Source organism: Microbacterium sp. OR16, from assembly GCF_047306725.1.
GTDB lineage: Bacteria > Actinomycetota > Actinomycetes > Actinomycetales > Microbacteriaceae > Microbacterium.
In genome coordinates, this window is sequence record NZ_JAZEXK010000001.1 from 1,531,981 (window position 1) to 1,553,300 (window position 21,320).

The window sequence follows — 21,320 nt, forward strand, 5'->3', positions numbered from 1 at the left end:
ACTACGCTCATCGCAGTGCGGCGGGACCGGCTTCGAGAGTGCGCTCGTACTCGGCCTGCGCCTCGGCGTTGAGCGCCTTCTTCCTGGCACCGCTGCGGGCGACCCACGCGCCGAACCAGATCGTGAGCTCGCGGGCGAAGATGAACGATGCGATGGCGAGCGGAGCGAGCAGCTGCTCGTTCACCAGCTCGATCGACTCTGTGGCCGTCACACGCCAGAACGGCTCCTGGAAGAGCTGCCCGAGGATGTGACCGCCGTAGGTCGCGATGGCCACGAACACCCCGAAGATCACCCACTTGCCCCAGCGCGCGCGGTTGATGAACGCGCCGAGCAGCCAGAACGAGAGGAAGAACACGACGACCGGCACCCAGAACGACCAGGTCGAGAGGGGCTCGAGGGCGGCGGTGCCGATGTTCTCGACGGTCACGTCGCCGCGCACGGCGCCGAAGCCGAGGATCGCGGCGAGGTAGAGGATCGCGAACGCGACTGTGGCGACCAGGCCGATGGCGCCTGCCGTGCCGCGGTTGCCGAGCTCGCGAGGCGGCTCAGGCGCCTGCACGAAGATCGGCTGCGGCGCTGCGGGCGGCGCGACGGGCTCGGCGGGGACGACCTGCGTCTCGGCTGCCGATGCCGAGGGCGCGGCGTACGCGGTGTCGGCGACAGTGTGGTGGTGCGGGCGGTCCTGGTCGATCACGCGGGTCGCATCGGCGTCGTACGCGCCGGTCGGCGAGGCGGATGCGGAGGTGTCGCGCTCGTCGTGCTGCGCGGCCGCGGCGCTGCGCTCGTCGACACGGTTCTCGTCTGCATGACGCTCGTCGACACGGGTCTCATCGATGCGGTGCCCGTCGACCACGCGCTCGTCGCCACGGCTGGCGTCGCCGCGGTTGTCGTCACGGCTGGCGTCGACATGGTTGTCGTCGACACGGCTCTCATCGATGCGGTGCTCGTCGACGGCAGGAGCATCCACACGGCCGGGGTCCGCGGCACCAGCACCGGCACCAGCACCAGCACCAGCACCAGAGGCGATGGAGTCGTCCTCACGGCGGGCGGCGTCGTAGCGGCGCCCCTCGGAAGGGCGGTCGACGCCGGGACGGGAATCCGCGGGCTCAGCGGCACCGAACGTGCCCGGGTGGTCGCGCTCAGCTGCGGCGAACGCCTCCATGTCGGGATCGACGGGCTTCGCCGCGGCATCCCTGCTCGGCACATCCGCGCGTGCAGCGGCGGCGGCGTCGAGTCCCTCGTTGGCGCTGCCGACGACGTCGTCGACGTCGCGGTGCTGCTCGTTCTTCGGAACCTCGGGGTCACTCATGGGATCGCCTCTCGTCGTAGATGCACACCGAGGCTAACTCCCCGCACGTTTCGCGCCGCGAAGGCGTGCCGAAGTGTCCGCGATGTCGGCTCGCGCAGCGCGGCGCCCGGCGGTCGCCGACCCGTCAGCGGGGATGCCGCTGTCAGCTGGGCAGAGCGCCGATCATCGCGGCACGGTGCCGTCGATCAGCTGACCGATCATGTAGAGCAATCCGGGCCCGGCCGGCAGCGACATCCAGAGCAGCGCGCCGACCACGCCCGCGCACAGCAGCCCGACGATCCAGCTGGTCGCCAGATTGCGACCTCCCACGCGTGCGGCCATGCTCTCACCGTATGCCTCTCGAGCGCCGCGCCATAGCATCCGGACGTCGTGTCTCCCCGACACCCTTCGCCCGACGGCGCGACCCGGGTCGCGGCCTACTTGACCGCGCCCGCGGTGAGACCGCCGACGATGTACTTCTGCAGGCAGAGGAACAGGATCATCACCGGGATCGCGGCCATCACGGCCCCCGCCGAGAAGGCCGACCAGTCGGCGTAGCGCGGGTTCGCGACGAGCTTGGTGAGGCCCACGACGAGCGTCTGCTTCTCGGGGTCGATGAGGATGACGCTGGCGATCACGTACTCGTTGACGATGCCGATGAACGAGAGAAGCCCGACCACCGAGAGGATGGGCGCCACCAGCCGCAGGATGATCGTGAAGAAGATCCGGGCGTGCCCTGCGCCGTCGATGCGGGCCGCCTCGTCGATCTCCTTAGGAATCGTGTTGAAGAAGCCGTACATGAGGTAGGTGTTCACGCCCAGCGCGCCGCCGAGGTAGACGAGGATCAGGCCGGTGTGCGTGTTCAGGCCGATCGCCGGGAACCAGTCTCCGAGAGTCGACATGAGCATGAACAGCGCGACGACCGCGAGCAGCTGCGGGAACATCTGCACGACGACGACGGTGATCAGTCCGACCCGCCGTCCGGCGAACCGCATGCGCGAGAACGCGTAGGCGGCGCAGGCGCCGATGAACACCGTGAGCAGCCCGGTGACCGTGGCGATGATCAGGGTGTTCAGGAACCACAGCGCGTAGGGGTTCTGCGGATCGGTGAGGATGCGCACGTAGCTGTCGATGCCGATGGCCGAGAAGAGCTGGTTCGAGCCGGTCAGCGTGCCCTTGGGGTTGAGCGATGCCGACAGCACGTACAGCAGTGGGAAGAGCGCGAACACGCTCACCACGATCGCGACGAGGTGGCGCCATCCGGTGTCGGCGAACCATGCGCCGAAGGAGCGCTTGGACGGTGCGAGGGTCTGGGTGCTCATCAGTTCAGCTCCTCGAGGGCCTTGGTCTTGCGGAAGCTGACGATCGAGATCGTCGCCACCACGATGAAGATGAGGATCGTGAACGCCGAGGCGAGACCGTAGTCGCGCGTCTGCCCGGTGAACGCCACCTTGTACACCATCGAGATCAGGATGTCGGTGTGCCCGACCGGGATCGAGACGTCGGTGAACCGCGGCCCGCCCCTGGTCAGCATGTAGATCAGGTTGAAGTTGTTGAAGTTGAACGCGAACGACGAGATCAGCAGCGGCGCCACGGTCACCAGCAGAAGCGGCAGCTTGATGCGCCGGAAGATCTGCCAGGGGTTGGCGCCGTCCATCACGGCCGCCTCGTTGACGTCCTCCGGGATGCCCTGCAGCGCGCCCATGCAGACCAGGAACATGTAAGGGAATCCGAGCCACAGGTTCACGATGAGGATCGACACCTTCGCCAGCGTCGGATCGGTCAGCCATGGGATCTCGGCTCCGCCGAGGAGCACCTGGTTGATGAAGCCGAAGCTCTCGTTCATCATCCCGGCCCACACCAGCGCCGACAGGAACGCGGGGAAGGCGTACGGCAGGATCATGATGATCCGGTAGGTGTTGCGGAACCGCATGCGGGTGTTGTTGAACACCAGCGCCATCAGCAGCCCCAGGAAGAAGGTGGATGCCACCGAGACGATCGCGAAGACGAACGTCCATACGGTGACCGAGATCAGCGGCCCGCGGATCGAGGCGTCGGTGACGGCCCGGACGAAGTTGTCGAACCCGACATTGACCTGCCATCCGGGCAGCAGCTGCTCGCCGTCGTCGGCGGTGAAGGCGCCGATGCCGGTGTCGGAGTAGATGACGCCGTTGCGCGTGTCGGTGATCGTGTCGGCGGCCGCGTCGTACTCGAGCTGCGAGATGTAGAGGTAGCCGCTCTGCCCGTCGGGAGTGCGCAGGCTGCCGTCGTTGGGATCGTCGCTGAACGGCACCGAGAGCTTTTCGAGCTCGGATGACAGGCTGAAGACCTCGGCGAGCGGGAGGGTGCGCCAGCCGTCGGTCGCAGTGGCGCTGCCGCCGTCGAACTGCGCGTCGACCTCGCGCAGCGGCTCGTCATTGGTTCCGAGCAGCGCGTCGCCGGTGTCGGGATCGGTCACGAGCAGGCCGTAGACGCCTGCCTGCTCGACGATCTGCACCGGGTAGACGGGCGAGTCCTCGACGCGCTCCTGCGCAGAGGCGAGAAGCGCGGAGACCGCCTGAGGCTTCGAGCCGTTGTGCCCGGTGCCGTAGTTGGTGAAGCCGATGTAGCCCGTGTAGACCAGCGCGAAGACCTGGAAGACGACCAGGAAGATGATTCCGGGCGTGAGGTACTTCGCGGGCACGCGTCGACGCGAGAAGTAGATGTAGTTCACCACGGCGGTGACGGCGATGACCACCGCGAGCACCAACCACTCCTGGTTGGCGAAGAGCACGAACGCCGCGTACACGGCGACCGCGTCGACGATCCCCAGCAGGAGGATCTTCAGCAGCATCCAGCCGACCGGCGTCGCGGCCGCCTCGGCGATCTGCGCGGCCTGTCGCTGGCGCTTGGTAGGAGGAGCGGTCTGCTCCATGGTCTCGGTCATCTCTGTTCCCGTTGTCGTCTCGCAGGCTCGATGATGGAGGCGCGCTCGAGGCGGGACGGTATTCCCCGCCCCGAGCACGCCCGGGCGATCACTTGATCGCTGCGGAGACGTCGTCCGTGAGCTTCTGCCAGGTCGCCTTAGGGTCGGCGCCGTTGATCACGGCCGCCTCGGCGATGCCCCAGTACTGCCAGACCGATCCCATCGCGGGGATCGCGGGCATCGGCACCGCGTCGGCGCCGACGGTCTGGAACCCGGCGATGATCGGGTCGGATGCCGCTGTGTCGGCGGCGGCGGTCAGTGCGGGCAGCACGTTGCCGGCCTTGAACAGTTCAAGCTGCACGTCTTCGGTGCCGATGTAATTGACGAGGAAGTCGTTCGCGGCGACCTTGTTCTTCGACTCCGAGCTGACGAAGAAGCCCTTGACACCGGCGAACGGCGAGGCCGCCTCTGCGGTGGGGCTGGGGATCGGGTCGATCGCGACGTCGATGCCGGCGTCGACGGCCGCGGCGACGTTCCACGGCCCGGTCAGCCAGAAGGCTGCGGTGCCGTCGAGGAACTGCTGCTTGGCGATCTCACCGTCGATGTCGGTGTTCAGCGTGCCGGACTGGCCCTGAGCGGCCAGCCAGTCGGCGAAGGCGAAGCCGCCCTCGCTGCCCAGCTGCAGGTCGGCCGGGTCGTAGCTGCCCGATGCGTCGGTGCCGAACACCGGGGCGCCGAAGGCAGTCTGGAACGGGTACATGTTGTACGGGTTGCCCTCGGCGCCCAACTCGACCACGAAGGTGCCCTTCGAGACCATGTCGTCGAAGCTCTTCGGAGCCTCGGGGACGAGCTTCGTGTTGCGCAGCATGGCGATGTTCTCGACCGCGTACGGGAGCATGTAGACGGTGCCCTCGTAGGTGGCCGCCTGAGTCGCGACGGGCAGGTAGCCGTCGGCCGAGTCGCCGAGCTCGATCGGGGCGACGACACCGTTGGTCGACAGCTCGCCGAGCCAGTCGTGAGCACCCATGACCACGTCGGGGCCCTTGCCGGTCGGCGCCTGCTGGATGAAGTCGTCCTTGATGTCGTCGACCGACTTGCCGACGAGGTCGACGGTGACGCCGGTCTTCTCCTCATAGGCGTCTGCCGCGCCCTTGAGCGCGTCGACGCGCTCCGCGTCGAGCCAGACGGTGAGCTTGCTGGCCGCGCCCTTGCCTGACGAGTCCTCGTCGGCGGAGGGGGTGGATGATGCGCAGCCGCTCAGAGCGATTGCGGACGTGACGGCGAGTGCGCCGAACGCGAGGATGCTTCTCTTGGTCACCTTCATTGGTGCTTACCTCTCTGGATGCGAATGGCCTGCAGGAAACTGCAAGCGCTTACAGTATGCACTCCGTCGGGCGCTTTTCGGTAGGGTCGACTGAAAGCGTTTCCAAATCGAGATCCTCCTGCACCCTCCCGGCCTATTGCACGTCCTGACGTCGACGTCAAGGTGGAAGACGATGCGGGCCGGCGCCCCTAGCTTGGGCAGGGTCACGGCGCCCGAGCCGTGCCGGATTGCGGAGTTCCGATGGACACGATCGACGACGAGGCGACGGCCCCTCTTCTCGACGGACGGTACCGGCTCGACGGCTGTGTCGGCCGAGGCGCGACATCCATGGTCTACCGCGCACACGACTCGCTGCTGCGCCGTACGGTCGCCATCAAGCTGCTCCGCGCGGACGACGAGACGCCTCTGGAATCCGAGCGCGTCCACAGTGAGACGGCGCTTCTGGCATCCCTTTCCCACCCCTCTCTCGTCGCCCTGTACGACGCGAGTCTCGATCTTCCGCACCCGCGATACCTGGTGATGGAGTTCGTCGACGGGCCCACGCTCGCCACGCACCTCACCCGGGGCACCCTCACTCGCGGCGAGGCTGCCGCTATCGGTCGCGATCTGGCTGACGCGCTGCGCGTCGTCCACGCCCGCGGCATAGTGCACCGCGACGTGAAGCCGTCGAACGTCCTGCTCGCCCGCACCGACGGGAACGACGGCTGGAACGCCAAGCTCACCGACTTCGGCATCGCCTTCCATCCCGACGAGGCTCGGCGCACGTCGCCGGGAATCGCGATCGGCACGGCCGCATACATGGCACCCGAGCAGGTGCGGGCCGATCCGATCACCCCGGCCGCAGACATCTACTCTCTCGGCCTCGTGCTGCTCGAATCCCTCACCGGCGAGCCGGCCTTCCCGCGCACCCGCGACGTGCAGACCGCGCTCGCACGGCTGGTCAGCGAACCGGGCATCCCCGACGGTCTCGGCGCCGAGTGGGTTCACCTGCTGCGACGGATGACCCACAGCGAGCCCGACCAGCGTCCGACGGCGGCCGAGGTCGTGCACGAGGTGTCGATCATGTCGACGGATGCCCGTGACGACACCACCGGCGTGCCGGACGACACCACCGGAACGACGGCAGCACTGCCTGCGGTCTCGATCGCCACGCCCGTGGCGCCGAAGATCGCGTCGGCGACGACGCCCGACGTGCAGAAGCGCCGCCCCATGCGTCGTCGGACGATGGGCGCATTCGCGGCCGCTGCAGCGGCGGCCGCCGTTCTCGCCGGTGGGTGGATGGCGTGGCCGGCCGGTACGTCTCCGACGCCGACCGTCACGCCGGCGGAGGTCGCAGAGACTCCTACGACGCCGGATGCTGACCAGCCGGTCACCACTCCGATCGCCGAGACACCGGTCGAACCCGCCGAGCCGGTGCAGCCCGCCCAGCCCGACCAGTCCGAGGTGCAGACCGAGGTGCAGACCGACGTGCAGACCGCAGGCACCTCGACGGCGGAGAAGGCCAGCGGGAACCCGAACGCCGGGCCGGGCAGCAACTCGGGAAGCTCGCCCGCGACGAACTCCGGGAAGGCCGCCGGCAAGAGCGGCTCCCCACAGGGCAAGGGGAACGGCAACGGCAGGAACGACAAGTGATGCACCGCCTCCAGTGGGCGGGGCTGACGCTCTATGGTGGTAGTCATGGCTGACTCATCGTTCGACATCGTCTCCAAGGTTGACCACCAGGAGGCGGACAACGCTCTCAACCAGGCGCGCAAGGAGATCGAGCAGCGCTACGACTTCAAGGGCACCGGCGCCTCGATCTCGTGGAGCGGCGAGCAGATCGTGATCGTGGCGAACTCGGAGGAGCGCGTGAACGCCGTGCTCGACGTGTTCCAGTCGAAGCTGATCAAGCGCGGCATCTCGCTGAAGAGCCTCGAGTCGGGTGAGCCGGTCGCGAGCGGCAAGGAGTACCGCCTCACCTTGAGCCTGAAGGACGGGATCTCGAGCGAGAACGCGAAGAAAATCGGCAAGATCATCCGCGACGAGGGCCCCAAGGGCGTGAAGAGCCAGATCCAGGGCGACGAGCTGCGCGTGCAGTCGAAGAGCCGCGACGACCTGCAGTCGGTGATCGCGCTGCTCAAGGGCAGCGATCTCGACATCGACCTGCAGTTCATCAACTACCGCTGACGCGCCACCGTCTCTGCCTACGCCGCGCTCGCCCGATGAGGGCGCTGCCCGGCATCCGTCGGCCCGATAACCGACCTTCGACGACCTTCTGCCGCTCGGCGGGCGGTGGCGAGGGCGCCGTGTCGCACGCCCTGGGTAGAATGCCGGTGTATGGGTTGTATGGGGCAACCTGGGGGGCGCTGTCAGGCGCATTGGGGAGAGACACATGGTCGACGTCGAACGACCGCCGAGAGCGGATATCGGGGCGAGGAAGCAGCTGCTGGCCGAGGGGCTGTTCCACCTGATCGGCGAACGGATCGTGAGCGGCGAACTCGCTCCGGGCGCACGGATCCGCGACAGCGAACTCGCCGTCGAGCTGTCGGTGTCGCGCACACCGGTGCGCGAGGCGCTGCAGCGGCTCGAGCGCATCGGCATGGTCACGATGTATCCGAGCAGGTACACCGAGGTCTCGTCGGTCACGCCCGATCAGGTCGAGACGGCGCACGTCTTCGCGGGTCTGCAGGCGAGCATCGTCGTCCGCCTCGCGTGCCCTCGGCTCACGGCCGCCGAGCTGGAGGCGGTGTGCCGGCTCATCCGCGCCGTCAGCGCAGACATCTCCGACACCGCCGCGACCGCGAGCGCCCGACGCGCTCTGATCGAATACCTCGCCCCGCGCTCGGGCAACGCGCTGCAGGTGGCGTTGATCGACGACGTGAGCCTCGCGCTCGCGCGTGCGTTGAAGACGCACGATGTGCCCGCTGACAGGCATCCGCACGTCGAGAGCGCGTGCGCCGATCTGGAGGACGCGTTCCTGCGCCGCGATGCGGACGCCGCCGAGCAGGCCTGCCGGCGGATGTACTGGATCATCTGACGGAGGCGTGGGTGTGCGCCCACCCCCGCGCCCAGTTGTCGAGGCGCTCGTACGCCTCGGTGCGCACGTCGCGGCGCGACAGGAAGACGTCATGCAGCGCGCCGTCGATCCGCTCGACGGTGACCGAGCGACCGAGCTTGAGCGCGGCGCGGGCGATGTCGTCGACGACCAGCACGCTGTCGGCCGACGTCAGCTCATCGGACCACCGAGTGGGCAGCGCCGATCGCGCCGACAGCAGCACGCAGACCGGCACCTCGATGTCGAGGCCGCGCGAGACGGCGGCGTGCCCGGCGAGAACCGCTCGCAGCCAGGCGGCGTGCACGGTCATCGCCTGCTCGGGCCGCCACAGCGGGTTCACCTCGACCGGATCGTCGGGATCGGCGACCTCGCGCTGCGCGCGGGTGTAGAAGCCGAGGTCGACCTGCGGCGCCGGCTCCATCGGGCGCAGCCTCGCCTGCAGCTCGACCATCGGGGTGATCGCCGCACGCGCCGCTCCCAGCTGGAACTCCAGCCAGGGCGCGTTGAGGATCACCGCGTCTACCTGACGCGGATGCCGCGACGCCCAGAGACTGAGGATGAGCCCGCCGGTGGAATGGCCGAGCAGCACGAGACGCCGTCCCGCGGCATCGCCCCTGGCCTCCAGCGCAGCGGCGATGTCGGCATCGTACTCGGCGAGATCGGTGATGTACCCGGGTGTCTGGCCCGGTCGCAGGCTGCGGCCGTACTTGCGCAGGTCGAGGGCGAAGAACCGCGCACCTCGATCGGTCCAGAACCGGGCCAGTCGCTTCTGGAAGAAGTAGTCCGACCAGCCGTGCACGTAGAGCACGTCGACGTCCGCCAGCGGGCGGCGATCGCCGCGGAGGCGCCACCACGGCACGGGATCGGGCAGCGCGCGCACGAGAGTCGCGACGATGTCGCCCTCGACGTCCTCCCCCAACGGCAGAGTGAGCTGCTGGAAGCCCTCACCGAGGACATCGGGAACCCACTCGGCCATGCACTCAACCTAGCGGGCGCGAGAGCTCACTCCCCGCGCGATACGCGGACCATCTCCTCGCGCGGCACGAGCTTGACCCGGGCGCGCTCATGCGGCGCGCCGAGCTCGATCTCGTGCGCGTCCAGACGGTGCCAGCCGTCGAGATCCGTCCACGCGACGCCGCGCTCGGCGAGGAGCGCCGGGATCGCATCCTCGGACGGGTCCTCGGGCTGCCACCACGAACCCTGATCGTTGATCAGGTGCCGCACGGTCTCCATGGCATCCGACTTGGTGTGACCGATCAGGCCGACCGGCCCGCGCTTGATCCAGCCGGTGGCGTAGATGCCGGGCACGCGCTGGTTCGACTTCGTCTCGAGCACCTGCCCCTCGCGGTTGGGGATCACGCCGTGCTTCTTGTCGAACGGCACGCCGGGCAGCGGCGATCCGAAGTAGCCGATCGCGCGGTACAGCGCCTGCATGGGCACCTCGCGCAGCTCGCCGGTGCCGACAGCGCCCCCGGCGCCGTCGGATGTGGTGCGCTCGTAGACGAGCGCCGCGACGCGGCCGTTCTCATCCTTCTTCACCTCGACCGGGCGTGCCCAGAAGTGCAGGTGCAGGCGTCGGGATGCCGTGCCGCCGGCGTTGTTCACCGAGTCGAGCTTGCGCCACGACTGCATGATGCGGTCCATCACCATCACCTGCTTGTTGCTGGTGACGGCCTGGCGCGACGCCTCGTCGTAGTCGAAGTCCTCGTCGTACACGACCATGTCGACGTCGCGCAGCTCGCCCAGCTCGCGCAGCTCGAGCGGGGTGAACTTCACCTGCGCGGGGCCGCGGCGGCCGAACACGTGCACGTCCGTGATGCGGCTGGCCTTCAGGCCCTGATAGACGTTCTCGGGCACCTCGGTGACCAGCAGGTCATCGGCGTGCTTGGCGAGCATGCGGGCGACGTCGAGCGCCACGTTGCCGTTGCCGATCACGCCGACCGACTCGGCGTCCAGGCTCCACTCGCGCGGCACATCCGGATGCCCGTCGAACCAGCTCACGTATTCGGCCGCCCCGAACGAGTGGTCGGCGTCGATGCCGGGGATGTCGAGCGACGAGTCGCGCACCGCGCCGGTGGCGAAGATCACCGCGTTGTAGTGGCGCTTGAGGTCGTCGATGGTGATGTCGGTGCCGAAGCGCACGTTGCCGAACAGGCGGATGTCACCGCGGTCGAGCACGTCGCGCAGCGCCGAGATGATGCCCTTGATGCGCGGGTGGTCGGGAGCCACGCCGTAGCGGACCAGACCGTAGGGCGCGGGCAGCTGCTCGAAGAGGTCGATGGAGACATCGAACTTGCGCTCGGCCTTGAGCAGGAGGTCGGCGGCGTAGATGCCTGCCGGTCCCGCCCCGACGATGGCCAGCTTGAGCTTCGTCATGGGGTTCCTTCCGTCAGCTGCTGCGATCAGCGAGAGTCTCCGCGAACCGGGTCAGCGCATCGCGCACGGTGCCCTTGGGCAGCGGTGCGAGCGCGGCGACGGCGTCGGCCGTCCAGGTGCGGGCGAGAGTCAGGGTGCGGGCGGTGGCGTCATTGTCACGCAGCTCGGCGAGCGGCCCGTCGAGCACCGAGGGATCGGCGCCTTCGGCGATGCGGGCGACGCCCTCGTCTATCCTCCGCGCGAGATCGACGTCTTCGGGTGCCTCGCTCGTCTTCAGCAGCAGCGACGGCATCGTCGGCACTCCCGCGCGCAGATCGGTGCCCGGAACCTTGCCGGTCTCTTCAGCGTCGGCCGAGAGGTCGATCACATCGTCGAGCAGCTGGAAGGCCACGCCCACCTTCTCGCCGTAGACGCGCAGCGGCTCTTCGAACTCGGCGGGGGCATTCGAGAAGATCGCTCCGCCCTGGGTCGCTGCGGCGATCAGAGAGCCGGTCTTGTCGGCGAGCACCTGGATGTAGAAGTCGATCGGGTCATCGCCGGGCTGCGCGCCGACGGTCTCGCGAAGCTGGCCGAGCACGAGTCGCTCGAACGTGTCGGCCTGCAGGCGCATCGCGCGGTCGCCGTAGCGCGACATGATCTGGCTCGCACGCGAGAACAGGATGTCGCCGGTGAGAATGGCGACGTTGTTGCCCCACACCGCGTGTGCCGCAGGCACTCCGCGACGGGTGTCGGCGCCGTCCATGACATCGTCGTGGTACAGCGAGCCGAGGTGGGTGAGCTCGAGCGCCTTGGCCACATCGATCACCGCTGCGGTGCCGCCGTCGCCGAGCTGCGCGGTGAGCAGGGTGAGCACGGGCCGGATGCGCTTGCCGCCGGCCTCGTACAGGTAGCGGGCGGCGGCATCCGCGATCGAGTCGGCGACCTTGACCTCTTCGGCGATGCCCGCCTCGACCAGGTCGAGTCCGGCCTCGATGCGCGAGGCGACGCGACGCGCGGCCGGGCCGAGGAAGATGCGGTCACTGAAGCCGAGTCGGCTCGCCAGTCGCGTGCCCGGGGTCGCGGGGCCTGAAGTCACGTACTCAACCCTACCTTCGCGACGGAGGGTGACGGCACGACGGGCACGCGGGAACCGTTCACGCGAGAGCGTCGACGAGAGGGCGGAATTTCACGCGCGTCTCGAGCAGCTCCGACTCGGGCTCGCTGCCGGCGACGATGCCCGCCCCGGCGTATGCCGTGACGCGTCTCGCACCGGATGCCTCCCGCGGCGCGTCGCCGAACTGCGCACAGCGCAGCGCGATGGCCCATTCGCCGTCGCCGGCGGCGTCGATCCACCCGACCGGCCCGGCGTAGCGCCCCCTGTCGAAGGGCTCGATGCGCCGGATCGCGGCGATCGCGGCATCTGTGGGCGCGCCGGCGACAGCCGCGGTCGGGTGCATCGCCCCGACCAGGTCGAGCGATGACGCGCCGTCGGTGAGTCGACCAGCCACGTCGGTGGCGAGGTGGAAGAGATTGGGCAGCTCGAGCACGAAGGGCGCGGCGTCGGCCTCGAGAGCGCTGGTGTGCGGTGCGAGTGCCGTCAGGACGCTCTGCACGGCGTAGCGGTGCTCGTCGAGGTCTTTGCCGCTCGCGGCGAGCGCTGCGGATGCCGCGTGATCCTCGGACGGGTCTGCTCCCCGCCCGGCCGTTCCCGCCAGCACACGGGCGGTGACCACCCGCTCATGCGCGGTGACCAGTGTCTCGGGGCTCGCGCCGACGAGTCCGTCGACGGCGAAGGTCCACGTGTCGGGGTAGCCCGTTGCCAGTGCGCGCACGAGGCGGCGCAGGTCGGCGTCGCCCGGCACCGTGCCGGTCAGGTCCCTGGCGAGCACGACCTTGCTGTACGCGCCCTCCGCGATCTCGTCGAGGGCGCGGCGGACGGCATCCTGGTACCCCTGCGGGGTCTGTGCGCCGGGCCCGACGCGGCCCGCCCAGTGCGGCCCGAGGGCGGCCGGTTCGGGAGTCGGGGCGAAGTCCGCATCGGAAGCCTGACGGATGCGGGTGATCCAGCTGCGACCGTCACGCAGCCCGATGACCGTCTGCGGCACGAGCAGCACGCTGTCGAACGACGAGTCCTCGTCGAACGCCAGCGCGCCGAAGCCGACGAGCCCGGTGCCTGCGAGTCCCACCTCGTCGTCGATGTCGGCGACGGCCGTGATCTCCCGCCATGCGTCGGCGATGACGGCGCTGCGCAGGCATCCGGAGCCCGCTGGCACGCGGACCACCGCGGCCATGCCGTCGCCGGCGGCCACGATCCCCTCGCCGCGACGCAGCCAGGCCAGAGGCCGGGCGGCGGAGGTGTGTGCCAGCAGATCCCCGACGGGTGGGATCTCGCGGGTCTCGGCGACCAGGCGGATGCTGCTCACCCGTACAGCCTATCCGCCGGGCGGGGCCGGGGATGCGCCGGCAGGGCTCGGCGGGCGCCGGGCGGGGCGGCATGCCCCGGGCGGGGCGGATGCGCCGGGCGGCGTGACACTTCGGGGGCCGACACTCCAGATGTCGGACCGATTCGCGGGTCCGGTCCGACATCTGGCGTGTCGGCCCCCGGTTCGTAAGCGGCGACGCCCGGTCGGATGCCCGCGGGCGGGCGTCAGCGGTGCAGACCGAGCGCGACGAGGCGGTCGAGCCACGGGTCTGCGGTGGCATCGTCGAACGGGGCGAGCTGGGCGCGCACCTGCTGCTCGAGTTCGACCGCGCGTGCCTCGAGGTGGGTCATGACCTCGGCCGGGTAGCCGTAGCGGATGCTGTGCTCGGCCCACTCGTCGCGGTCGTCGACGTACGTGCCCTGCTCGGTGAGGCGCCGCACCACGTCGAGGTCCATGTCGATCGCCGTGGCCAGCCGCGGATCCCGGGTCCAGCGCACGTCCCACGCGAGATCGATGTACACCCGCATGTGGCGCGGGTGCCCGCGGTGCACGGTGAGCGCGAAGTCCGTGTGGCCGCGGGGCACCAGGGTGACGTTCGGCGACTCGGCGACGAAGTCCGCGCCGGGGCGGTGGCTGCGCCAGCCGATCGGCTGTCCGATCCAGTCGCCCCAGTCGTCGGCGCCCAGGTAGACGACGTCGTTGTTCCAGTGCGGCGAGCCGTCCCATTTGCGCCAGGTCATGGCCATCGGTGTGCCGGGTTCGGGGCGCGTCGCATTCACCCGGCGAGTCTATGCCCGGGCTGCACCGGCCCCTTCGGAGTCGGTCGTGCGCGGCTAGGCACGCCCCGGGCGTCCGTCCGGGCGGAGCGCACGGCATCCGGTCGCTCTAGGATCGAAGCATGCAGCCGAACCGCGCCGATCTCGGCAAGAACCCCTCCCGCGTCAGCGGCATGTTCGACCAGGTCGCGAAAGGCTATGACCGCACGAACACCGTCATGACGCTCGGCAACGACGCGCTGTGGCGCGCGGCCACGACGCGCGCGGTCGCACCGAAGCGCGGCGAGCGGATCCTCGATCTGGCTGCGGGCACGGCATCCTCCTCCGCCTCCCTCGCCGCGAGCGGAGCACAGATCGTCGCCGCCGACTTCTCCCCCGGGATGCTCGCAGAGGGTCGGCGCAGGCACGGCCACCTGCACAACATCACCTTCGTCGAGGCGGATGCCACGGACCTGCCTTTCGGCGACGCCGAGTTCGACGCGGTCACCATGTCGTACGGCCTGCGCAACGTGCAGGACCCGAAGAAGGCGCTGCGCGAGCTGCTGCGGGTCACCAAGCCCGGTGGCCGCATGGTGATCAACGAGTTCTCGACGCCTCCAGGGCGCTTCTTCCGCGGGTTCTACGACTTCTACAACGCACAGGTGCTGCCGCGGGTCGCGCGCCTCGCCGGCACCAACGGCGACGCGTACGACTATCTGAACGAGTCGATCCGCGACTGGCCCGACCAGCGCACGCTGGCCGCGTGGATCCGCGAGGCGGGCTGGACGGATGTCGAGTACCGCAACCTCTCGTTCGGAATCGTCGCACTGCATCGCGCGCGCAAGCCGCTGGGCTGACCTTCCGCTCAGCTGGCAGCGAGGCGCTTCTTCTCCGCCTCGACGTCGAAGTCGGCGACCGGCCATCGCGGATCGATGCCCTCCAGAGCGTCGATGAGCAGCTCCTGCACCGCGAGGCGCGCGTACCATTTGCGGTTCGCGGGCACGACGTACCAGGGTGCATCCGGTGTCGAGGTGCGCTCGAACACGGTCTGATAGGCGGCCATGTAATCGCTCCACAGCATCCGCTCGTCGACATCGCCGGGGTTGTACTTCCAGTGCTTGTCGGGGCGGTCCAGCCGCTCCATCAGCCGGTCCTTCTGCTCGTCGCGTGAGATGTGCAGCATGACCTTGACGATGCGGGTTCCGGATGCCGCGATGCGGCGTTCGAAGTCGACGATCGCGCCGTACCGGCGCTCGATCTCGGCCTCGTCGGCCAGGCCGCGCACCCGGCCGATCAGCACGTCCTCGTAATGCGAGCGGTCGAAGACGCCGATCATGCCGGCGCGGGGCAGGCGCTTCTCGACGCGCCAGAGGAAGTCGTGCGCGAGCTCTTCTTCGGTTGGCGCCTTGAACGCCGCGAAGTCGACGCCCTGCGGGTCGACGCCACCGACGACGTGCCGCACGATTCCGCCCTTGCCTGCGGTGTCCATCGCCTGCAGCACGAGCAGCACCGCGTCGTGCCCTTCGCCCACATGGCTGGCGGCGAACAGCCGCTCCTGGAGCTCGTCGAGACGCCGCTCGCGCTGCTCGAGCAGGGCGGTGCCGGCATCCTTGTCGCCGTCGAAGCCGGGGTGCGCGTCCGCATCGACCGCGTCGAGCGAGAAGCCCTCGCCGACTCTGAGCAGCTCGGCCGGATCGGTGGTCCATGCGTGCGTCGCCATGCAGACATCATGCCCCCTGCGAGCCTGAGCGGGCCATGCGCCGCACTGAGCGAGCCCGCGAGTCGAAGTGTCGGTGGCCTCATCCACAATCGGAGACATGGACACCATCGTTCTCGTCGTCATCGCGGTGATCGCCGCCGCTCTCGCCGGAGCGCTCGGCTTCGTGCTCGGCGCGCAGCGCGTCCACTCAGCCCATGCGGGCCGGCAGGCCGAGGCCGGTGCGGCACTGCTGCGCGTCGCCGCACTCGAACGGGATGCCGAGGCGCTGCGCGCCGAGAACTCCGCGCGAGTACAGGAGGAGCGGACGCTGGCCGATCGGCGAGTCGCCGAGGTGCGGCAGCTGGGCGAGCGGGCGGTGGCGGATGCCCGGCGCGAGGCCGAGGAGCGACGGGAGCACGAGCGCGTGGAGCATGCGCGCCGGCTCGCCGAGGTGCGTGAGGAGGCCGATGCCGATGTGCTGGCGGAGCGCCGGCGGGCGGCCGAGCGACTGGAAGAGCTGAAGGCCGATCAGAAGCGCCTCGCCGACGAGTTCGATGCGCTGAGCCGGCGGGCGCTGGAGGCGAACACGAAGGCGTTCCTGCAGCAGGCAGAGGAGCGGCTCAAGCGCAGCCAGAGCGAGGGGGCCGCCGAGCTGCAGAAGCGGCAGGATGCGGTGCAGCAGCTCATCGAACCGATCCAGAAGACCCTCGACACCGTGAAGTCGGAGATGACGACCGCTGAGAAGGCGCGTCTCGAGGCCCATGCGGCGCTCGCCGAGCAGCTGCAGATCATGCGCCAGTCGTCGGAGACGCTCGGTTCGGAGACCCGCAACCTCGTCAACGCCCTGCGGGCGCCCCAGGTGCGCGGGCGCTGGGGCGAGCTGCAGCTGCGGCGTGTGGTCGAGGCGTCGGGCATGGTCAATCACGTCGACTTCGACGAGCAGATGCATCACAGCACCGACGACGGCGCGCTGCGGCCCGACCTGGTCGTGCACCTCGCCGGCGACAAGCGCGTCGTCGTCGACTCGAAGGTCGCGTTCAGCGGGTATCTCGAGGCGATGGAGGCCACCGACGAGGCAGTCCGCGCGCAGCGGCTGGCGGCGCACGCGCGCCATCTGAGGAAGCACATCGACGACCTCGGCGCCAAGGAGTACTGGGATGTCGTCGCGGGATCACCCGAGTTCGTGGTGATGTTCGTGCCCGCAGAGCCGTTTCTCGCGGCGGCGCTCGATCAGGACGCGACGCTCTACGAGTACGCCTTCGAGCGCAACGTCGTGATCGCGACGCCCTCGACGCTCATCGCGCTGCTGCGCACCGTGGGACACGCGTGGCGGCAGGACCAGCTGGCTCAGGAGGCTCAGCAGATCTTCACCGTGGGCAAAGAGCTGCACAAGCGCCTCGGCACGCTCGGACAGCACCTGGCCAAGCTCGGGCGCAGTCTCAACTCGACCGTCGACGCCTACAACAGGTTCGCCGGGTCACTCGACCGCAACGTCGTCACGCAGGCCCGCAGGTTCAGTGCGCTGCAGGGGCTCGACGACGTGCTCACCGAGACGCAGCCCGTGGAGGCGCAGGCCGTCGCCCCGCAGAAGAGCGACCTGTACGAACTCGAGGCCGGCGGTCCGGACGCGACGGCTTCCGAAGACCGCTATGCGAGCGCAGATCTGGGCGAGATCGCCCAGCGCCTCGACTGACCGCGCGCTGTGGGCGAGCGCGGCTCAGCGCTCGAGCGGAACCTCGATGATCTGCGGGCCCGAGATCGCAGAGGTCAGCGCCTGGTCGAGCGCCGAGCGGGTGCTCACCTGCAGGAAGTCCCACCCGTAGGCGGCGGCGAGGTCGGCCAGCTGCGCGGCGTGCGGAGTGTAGAACGCTCGGTCGAGGTCGACCTGCTGGGCGGAGGAGGCGACCTCCAGTCCGTCGAAGATGGTGCCTCCGCCGTCATTGCCGACGATCACCTGGATGCGCGGGGCGGGTTCGTCGCCGGGCAGCAGCAGCGCGCCGACGTCGTGCAGGAAGGCCAAGTCGCCGAGCAGCACGCGGGTCACGCCGGGTGCGCCATCGCCCTGGCTGGCCAGGGCGATGCCGATGCCGGTCGCCACCGTGCCGTCGATGCCCGCGAGCCCTCGGTTCGCGTGAACAGGCACCTTCTTGCCGCCGAGCACCTGGTCGGCGACTCGCACCAGACGCGACGACCCGAACACGAGCCGATCGTGCGGCCAGGTGGCGCGCCACACGGCATCCGTCAGAATCTGACGATCCACCCGCCGGCGCACGGCGTCGAGCTCGGCGCGCACCGCACCCAGCCGTTCGGCGCTGTCGTCGGAATACAGCCCCTTCTGATCCGGCGCGGGGGCGCTGAGGTCGATCGCGCTCTCCTGCGAGGCGGTCATCCACTCCCCCAGCCACTGACGGTCGGCCGCGCCCGACTCGACGGCTACGGCGGCGACCGCTCGCGTGCGACCGTTCAGGTTCAGCGCTTCACCGCCCGCACGCACCGCGATGACCTCGACGTCGCGGCGGGCCAGCAGAGCCGCGACCTCGCGGCTGAGGGTGGGATGCCCGAAGACCACGGCCCGCTCGATGCGCCCGCCGAGCGGCTCCTCCCGCAGCAGGGCACGGTAGCCGTGCACGAGAAGCCGGCCGAAGCGCGCGCCGCTGACGACCTCGGCGATGAGCGGCCAGCTGCCCGCATGAGACAGCTCCTCGGCATCCGGTCCGGCGTCCGCTCCCGCGACCACGATCGTGCGTGGACCCCGGGGCAGCAGCACGGGCTCGGCCGGCGGTGCCGTCGGCGCATCACCGGGCGTCGCGACGACCTCGGCCGCGGCAGAAAGCGGCTCGCGCGTGGGCAGGTTCAGGTGCACGGGGCCGGCGATACCGGCCAGCCCGTCGCCGTCGAGTCCCAGCGCGGCGCGCACGGCGCGCTCCGCGAGGCCGGCCCACGCCGTGCAGCCGGTCGGGATCCTCAGACCATCCGGCTCTTGCCCGGCATGTTCATGGGCGACACGCTGCTCCGAGCACGTCTCGTCCGAGATGTCCGACGCGCCGGGCACCTCGGCATCGACGTGCAACCGCACGAACGGTCCGAAGATCCCCGGCTGCATGGTGGCCTGGTTCGCCCCGACCCCGCGCAGCTCTGGCGGACGGTCGGCGGTCAGCAGCAGCAGCGGGATGCCGGAGTGGAAGGCCTCCATGGTCGCGGGAAGCAGGTTGCCCGCTGCGGTTCCCGACGTGCAGAGCACTGCCACGGGAACCCGGCTCTCGCGAGCGATACCCAGCGCGGTGAATCCGGCCACCCGCTCGTCGATGCGCACGTGCACTCGCATGGCGCCCGTGCGCGCCAGCGAAGTCGCAGCGAGCCCAAGTGCCTGGGAGCGCGAGCCCGGCGAGAGGACGAGATCGCGGACGCCGTGGGCGACCAGCTCGACGAGCAGCTCGGCCGCCGCGTCGCTTGCGGGGGCGCTGCTCACGAGCGCGGATCCGTGCCGTCGGTCTCGTCGTCGAGGCGCGCGAGCTCCTCTTCCAGCTGTCGGATCCGGGCATCCTGCTCGGCCGTGCTCATGCGGCGCAGGGCGGCCGGATCGTCGTCCGGACCCGTCACGAAGTCACTGACCCGCTCGCCGCGGCGCCGTCGCCCGATCCAGAACCACAGGATGCCGCCGATGACCGGCAGCAGCACGACGATGAGGATCCAGGTGCCCTTCGACACCCCGCGGTGCCGGTCGGCAGGCTGCACGGCCACGTCGACGATGCTGAACACCCAGAAGATGACAGCCAGAAAACCGCCGACGATCAGGACACGAGCCATGCCTCCAGTGTAGTTCGCCGACTCGTGCCCGGCCTCGGAGAGCGGCGACGCACAGCAGCTGCCTAACCCCCGCTCGTAGACTGTCGGGGTGAAGCTGCCACCCCTCCTCGTCTACACCGTGCTGCGGTTGCTGGCGTTCATCGTGCCGCTGGGCATCCTGTGGCTGTTCCCCGTGTTCCGCGAGTACTGGTGGCTCGCCGCCCTGTTCGCCGCGCTGATCGGCATGAGCATCTCGCTGCTGTTCCTGCGTGCACCGCTGTCGCAGGCGTCCCGCGACATTTACGCCAAGCGCAACCGCGACAGGCGTCCCTCTGATGAGGATGCTGAGGACCGCCTCGCGGGCGAGTGACCGCAGTCGAGTCTCTCCCGCGCGAGCAGCACGTTCAGGTTCCCGCGGATGCGGGGTTGGTGGCCTTGCCGTCGAGCCAGAGGCTGTCCGACGGGTCCGCGTGCGCGCTGTCGGTGCCGACGTGCTTCGCGCTGATCTGAGAGCCCTTCGTGATCACGTGCACGAGTGCCATGCCGTAGCCGCGCGAGAGCTCGTAGTCGGCGTTCAGCCATTCGAGGATCGGAGTGGCCTTGGTGCCGGGCCCGAAGCCCTTCTCGGATGCCAGTTCGATGAACTGCCGCGGGGTGAGGCCCGTCTTCGTCTCGATGTTGTCGAGGTATGCCTGAAACGACATGCTGCTCCTTCTGCGACGTCGGGTGTGTGCGCATCACTCTTCCGCCGCCGAGGTCGAGTCCCGACCTCAGCCGACGAGAGCCCAGTACACCAGGCCCGCGTACGCGAGCGCCGTCAGCGAGGTGAGCGCGAGCGCGGTGACCAGCTCGCGCGGCTGCCGGTACGTCCAGACGATGACGATCGCCACGAGCCCCGCCAGCAGGGCGAGCATGGCCAACCACGCGATCGGGTAGAGCAGGGCGATCCACGCGGCGAGCGCGAACGGGATGAGCACGAACAGCGTGAACAGCACCTGGGTGGCGCGTCGCCCGATCAGCACAGAGAGGGTGCGCTTGCCGACGGCGCGATCCTGATCGATGTCGCGCAGGTTGTTGGCGAGCAGCACCGCGCACGCGAAAAGTCCGGCCGCGACCGCGACCACCCACGCGACGGTCGGCAGGTACTGCACCTGCACCCACGTGGTGCCGAGTGTGGCGACGAGCCCGAAGAACACGAAGACGAACAGCTCGCCCATCGCGTTGTAGCCGTAGGGGCGCTTGCCTCCCGTGTAGAACCACGCGGCGACGATGCACAGCGCGCCGACCACGAGCATCCACCACTGCTGCGATCGGATGACGATGGCGAGGCCGACCACGGCGGCGAGCGCGAAGAAGACGAGCGCGACCAGCAGCACCCGCTTCGCCGGGACGCGTCCGGAGGCGGTCAGGCGGGCGGGACCGACGCGCTCGGCGTCGGTGCCGCGGATGCCGTCGCTGTAGTCGTTGGCGAAGTTCACGCCGATCTGCAGCAGCACCGCGACGGCCAGGCAGGCGAGCGCGATGACCCAGTGGAAGAGGTGGTCGACGGTCTGCGCCGCACCGGTGCCGAGCACGACCGGGGCCACGGCCAGCGGCAGGGTGCGCAGACGGGCGGCGCCGATCCAGTCCTTGGCGGTCACCGGCTCGAGGGCGAGCGCCGGGCGCTTCGCCGGGTTGCCGCCGGCGCGGCGTCGCTGCTGCGGAGCGCGCTTCTTCGTCTTCTTGGAGGATCCTGCCACGGCAGAGATCCT

At 69.6% G+C, this 21,320-nt stretch carries 21 protein-coding genes; 6 read left to right on the forward strand and 15 right to left on the reverse strand.

Features of this window, described 5'->3' with window-relative positions:
- Positions 1-7: 7 nt before the first annotated feature.
- From V2S05_RS07510 to V2S05_RS07530, 5 genes are all read right to left on the reverse strand, one after another.
- Positions 8-1,309, reverse strand: a complete 1,302-nt coding sequence (locus V2S05_RS07510) for a hypothetical protein (protein ID WP_271639499.1) — start codon at positions 1,307-1,309, stop codon at positions 8-10.
- Positions 1,310-1,471: 162 nt separating this feature from the next.
- Positions 1,472-1,630, reverse strand: coding sequence for a hypothetical protein (locus V2S05_RS07515; protein ID WP_413634581.1), 159 nt, complete (start codon positions 1,628-1,630; stop codon positions 1,472-1,474).
- Positions 1,631-1,725: 95 nt separating this feature from the next.
- A complete protein-coding gene (locus V2S05_RS07520; protein WP_271639497.1) occupies positions 1,726-2,610 on the reverse strand; it encodes a sugar ABC transporter permease in 885 nt (294 codons plus the stop codon).
- On the reverse strand, positions 2,610-4,214 hold the full coding sequence (gene malF, locus V2S05_RS07525; RefSeq protein ID WP_271639496.1) for a maltose ABC transporter permease MalF: 1,605 nt from the start codon (positions 4,212-4,214) through the stop codon (positions 2,610-2,612). The genes V2S05_RS07520 and malF overlap by 1 nt, the downstream gene beginning before the upstream one ends.
- Positions 4,215-4,302: 88 nt before the next feature.
- On the reverse strand, positions 4,303-5,517 hold the full coding sequence (locus tag V2S05_RS07530; RefSeq protein WP_271639495.1) for a maltose ABC transporter substrate-binding protein: 1,215 nt from the start codon (positions 5,515-5,517) through the stop codon (positions 4,303-4,305).
- Between the two features lie 240 nt (positions 5,518-5,757).
- On the opposite strand from V2S05_RS07530, the gene V2S05_RS07535 reads away from it, so the two are divergent.
- From V2S05_RS07535 to V2S05_RS07545, 3 genes are all read left to right on the forward strand, one after another.
- On the forward strand, positions 5,758-7,149 hold the full coding sequence (locus V2S05_RS07535) for a protein kinase domain-containing protein (protein WP_413634582.1): 1,392 nt from the start codon (positions 5,758-5,760) through the stop codon (positions 7,147-7,149).
- A gap of 45 nt (positions 7,150-7,194) precedes the next feature.
- A complete protein-coding gene (locus tag V2S05_RS07540) occupies positions 7,195-7,683 on the forward strand; it encodes a YajQ family cyclic di-GMP-binding protein (RefSeq protein ID WP_413634583.1) in 489 nt (162 codons plus the stop codon).
- A 205-nt stretch (positions 7,684-7,888) separates the two neighbouring features.
- The gene (locus V2S05_RS07545; RefSeq protein WP_413634584.1) at positions 7,889-8,533 is read left to right on the forward strand and encodes a GntR family transcriptional regulator; all 645 of its coding nucleotides are present in this window, start codon (positions 7,889-7,891) and stop codon (positions 8,531-8,533) included.
- Here V2S05_RS07545 and V2S05_RS07550 read toward each other — a convergent pair.
- The 5 genes from V2S05_RS07550 to V2S05_RS07570 all read right to left on the reverse strand — a co-directional run bounded on the left by V2S05_RS07550 (position 8,526) and on the right by V2S05_RS07570 (position 14,108).
- Positions 8,526-9,527 carry an alpha/beta hydrolase gene (locus V2S05_RS07550; RefSeq protein ID WP_413634585.1) on the reverse strand — a complete coding sequence of 334 codons (1,002 nt, stop codon included), beginning with the start codon at positions 9,525-9,527 and terminating at the stop codon, positions 8,526-8,528. The genes V2S05_RS07545 and V2S05_RS07550 overlap by 8 nt on opposite strands.
- Before the next feature lie 26 nt (positions 9,528-9,553).
- Entirely contained in the window at positions 9,554-10,927 is a 1,374-nt protein-coding gene (locus V2S05_RS07555; protein ID WP_413634586.1) for an FAD-dependent oxidoreductase, read from the reverse strand.
- A gap of 13 nt (positions 10,928-10,940) precedes the next feature.
- Entirely contained in the window at positions 10,941-12,002 is a 1,062-nt protein-coding gene (locus V2S05_RS07560; RefSeq protein WP_271639489.1) for a polyprenyl synthetase family protein, read from the reverse strand.
- Positions 12,003-12,060: 58 nt separating this feature from the next.
- Entirely contained in the window at positions 12,061-13,329 is a 1,269-nt protein-coding gene (locus V2S05_RS07565) for an isochorismate synthase (RefSeq protein WP_413634587.1), read from the reverse strand.
- Between the two features lie 224 nt (positions 13,330-13,553).
- The gene (locus tag V2S05_RS07570) at positions 13,554-14,108 is read right to left on the reverse strand and encodes a DUF402 domain-containing protein (RefSeq protein ID WP_413634588.1); all 555 of its coding nucleotides are present in this window, start codon (positions 14,106-14,108) and stop codon (positions 13,554-13,556) included.
- 119 nt (positions 14,109-14,227) lie between these two features.
- Here V2S05_RS07570 and ubiE point away from each other — a divergent pair, with 119 nt between their 5' ends.
- Positions 14,228-14,941 (forward strand): bifunctional demethylmenaquinone methyltransferase/2-methoxy-6-polyprenyl-1,4-benzoquinol methylase UbiE, encoded by a 714-nt coding sequence (ubiE, locus tag V2S05_RS07575; protein WP_413634589.1) that lies wholly within the window; start codon positions 14,228-14,230, stop codon positions 14,939-14,941.
- Between the two features lie 8 nt (positions 14,942-14,949).
- Here the strand turns inward: ubiE and V2S05_RS07580 are convergent, their stop codons facing one another.
- Complete coding sequence (locus V2S05_RS07580) at positions 14,950-15,804, reverse strand: polyphosphate kinase 2 family protein (protein ID WP_413634590.1); 855 nt, start codon at positions 15,802-15,804, stop codon at positions 14,950-14,952.
- 97 nt (positions 15,805-15,901) lie between these two features.
- Here V2S05_RS07580 and rmuC point away from each other — a divergent pair, with 97 nt between their 5' ends.
- Positions 15,902-17,476, forward strand: coding sequence for a DNA recombination protein RmuC (gene rmuC, locus V2S05_RS07585; protein ID WP_413634591.1), 1,575 nt, complete (start codon positions 15,902-15,904; stop codon positions 17,474-17,476).
- Between the two features lie 24 nt (positions 17,477-17,500).
- On the opposite strand, the gene menD is transcribed toward rmuC, so the two are convergent.
- Together menD and V2S05_RS07595 are read right to left on the reverse strand one after the other, a co-directional pair.
- Entirely contained in the window at positions 17,501-19,252 is a 1,752-nt protein-coding gene (menD, locus tag V2S05_RS07590) for a 2-succinyl-5-enolpyruvyl-6-hydroxy-3-cyclohexene-1-carboxylate synthase (RefSeq protein ID WP_413634592.1), read from the reverse strand.
- Positions 19,249-19,590: a PLDc N-terminal domain-containing protein gene (locus V2S05_RS07595; protein WP_271639482.1), complete on the reverse strand. Its 342-nt coding sequence runs from the start codon at positions 19,588-19,590 to the stop codon at positions 19,249-19,251. The genes menD and V2S05_RS07595 overlap by 4 nt, the downstream gene beginning before the upstream one ends.
- Positions 19,591-19,678: 88 nt before the next feature.
- On the opposite strand from V2S05_RS07595, the gene V2S05_RS07600 reads away from it, so the two are divergent.
- Positions 19,679-19,939, forward strand: coding sequence for a DUF4229 domain-containing protein (locus V2S05_RS07600; protein ID WP_271639481.1), 261 nt, complete (start codon positions 19,679-19,681; stop codon positions 19,937-19,939).
- Between the two features lie 34 nt (positions 19,940-19,973).
- Here V2S05_RS07600 and V2S05_RS07605 read toward each other — a convergent pair whose 3' ends face one another.
- Both V2S05_RS07605 and V2S05_RS07610 read right to left on the reverse strand, forming a co-directional pair.
- Positions 19,974-20,273, reverse strand: coding sequence for a DUF4287 domain-containing protein (locus tag V2S05_RS07605; protein ID WP_413634593.1), 300 nt, complete (start codon positions 20,271-20,273; stop codon positions 19,974-19,976).
- A gap of 66 nt (positions 20,274-20,339) precedes the next feature.
- A complete protein-coding gene (locus tag V2S05_RS07610) occupies positions 20,340-21,308 on the reverse strand; it encodes a 1,4-dihydroxy-2-naphthoate polyprenyltransferase (protein WP_413634594.1) in 969 nt (322 codons plus the stop codon).
- Between the last annotated feature and the right edge of the window lie 12 nt (positions 21,309-21,320).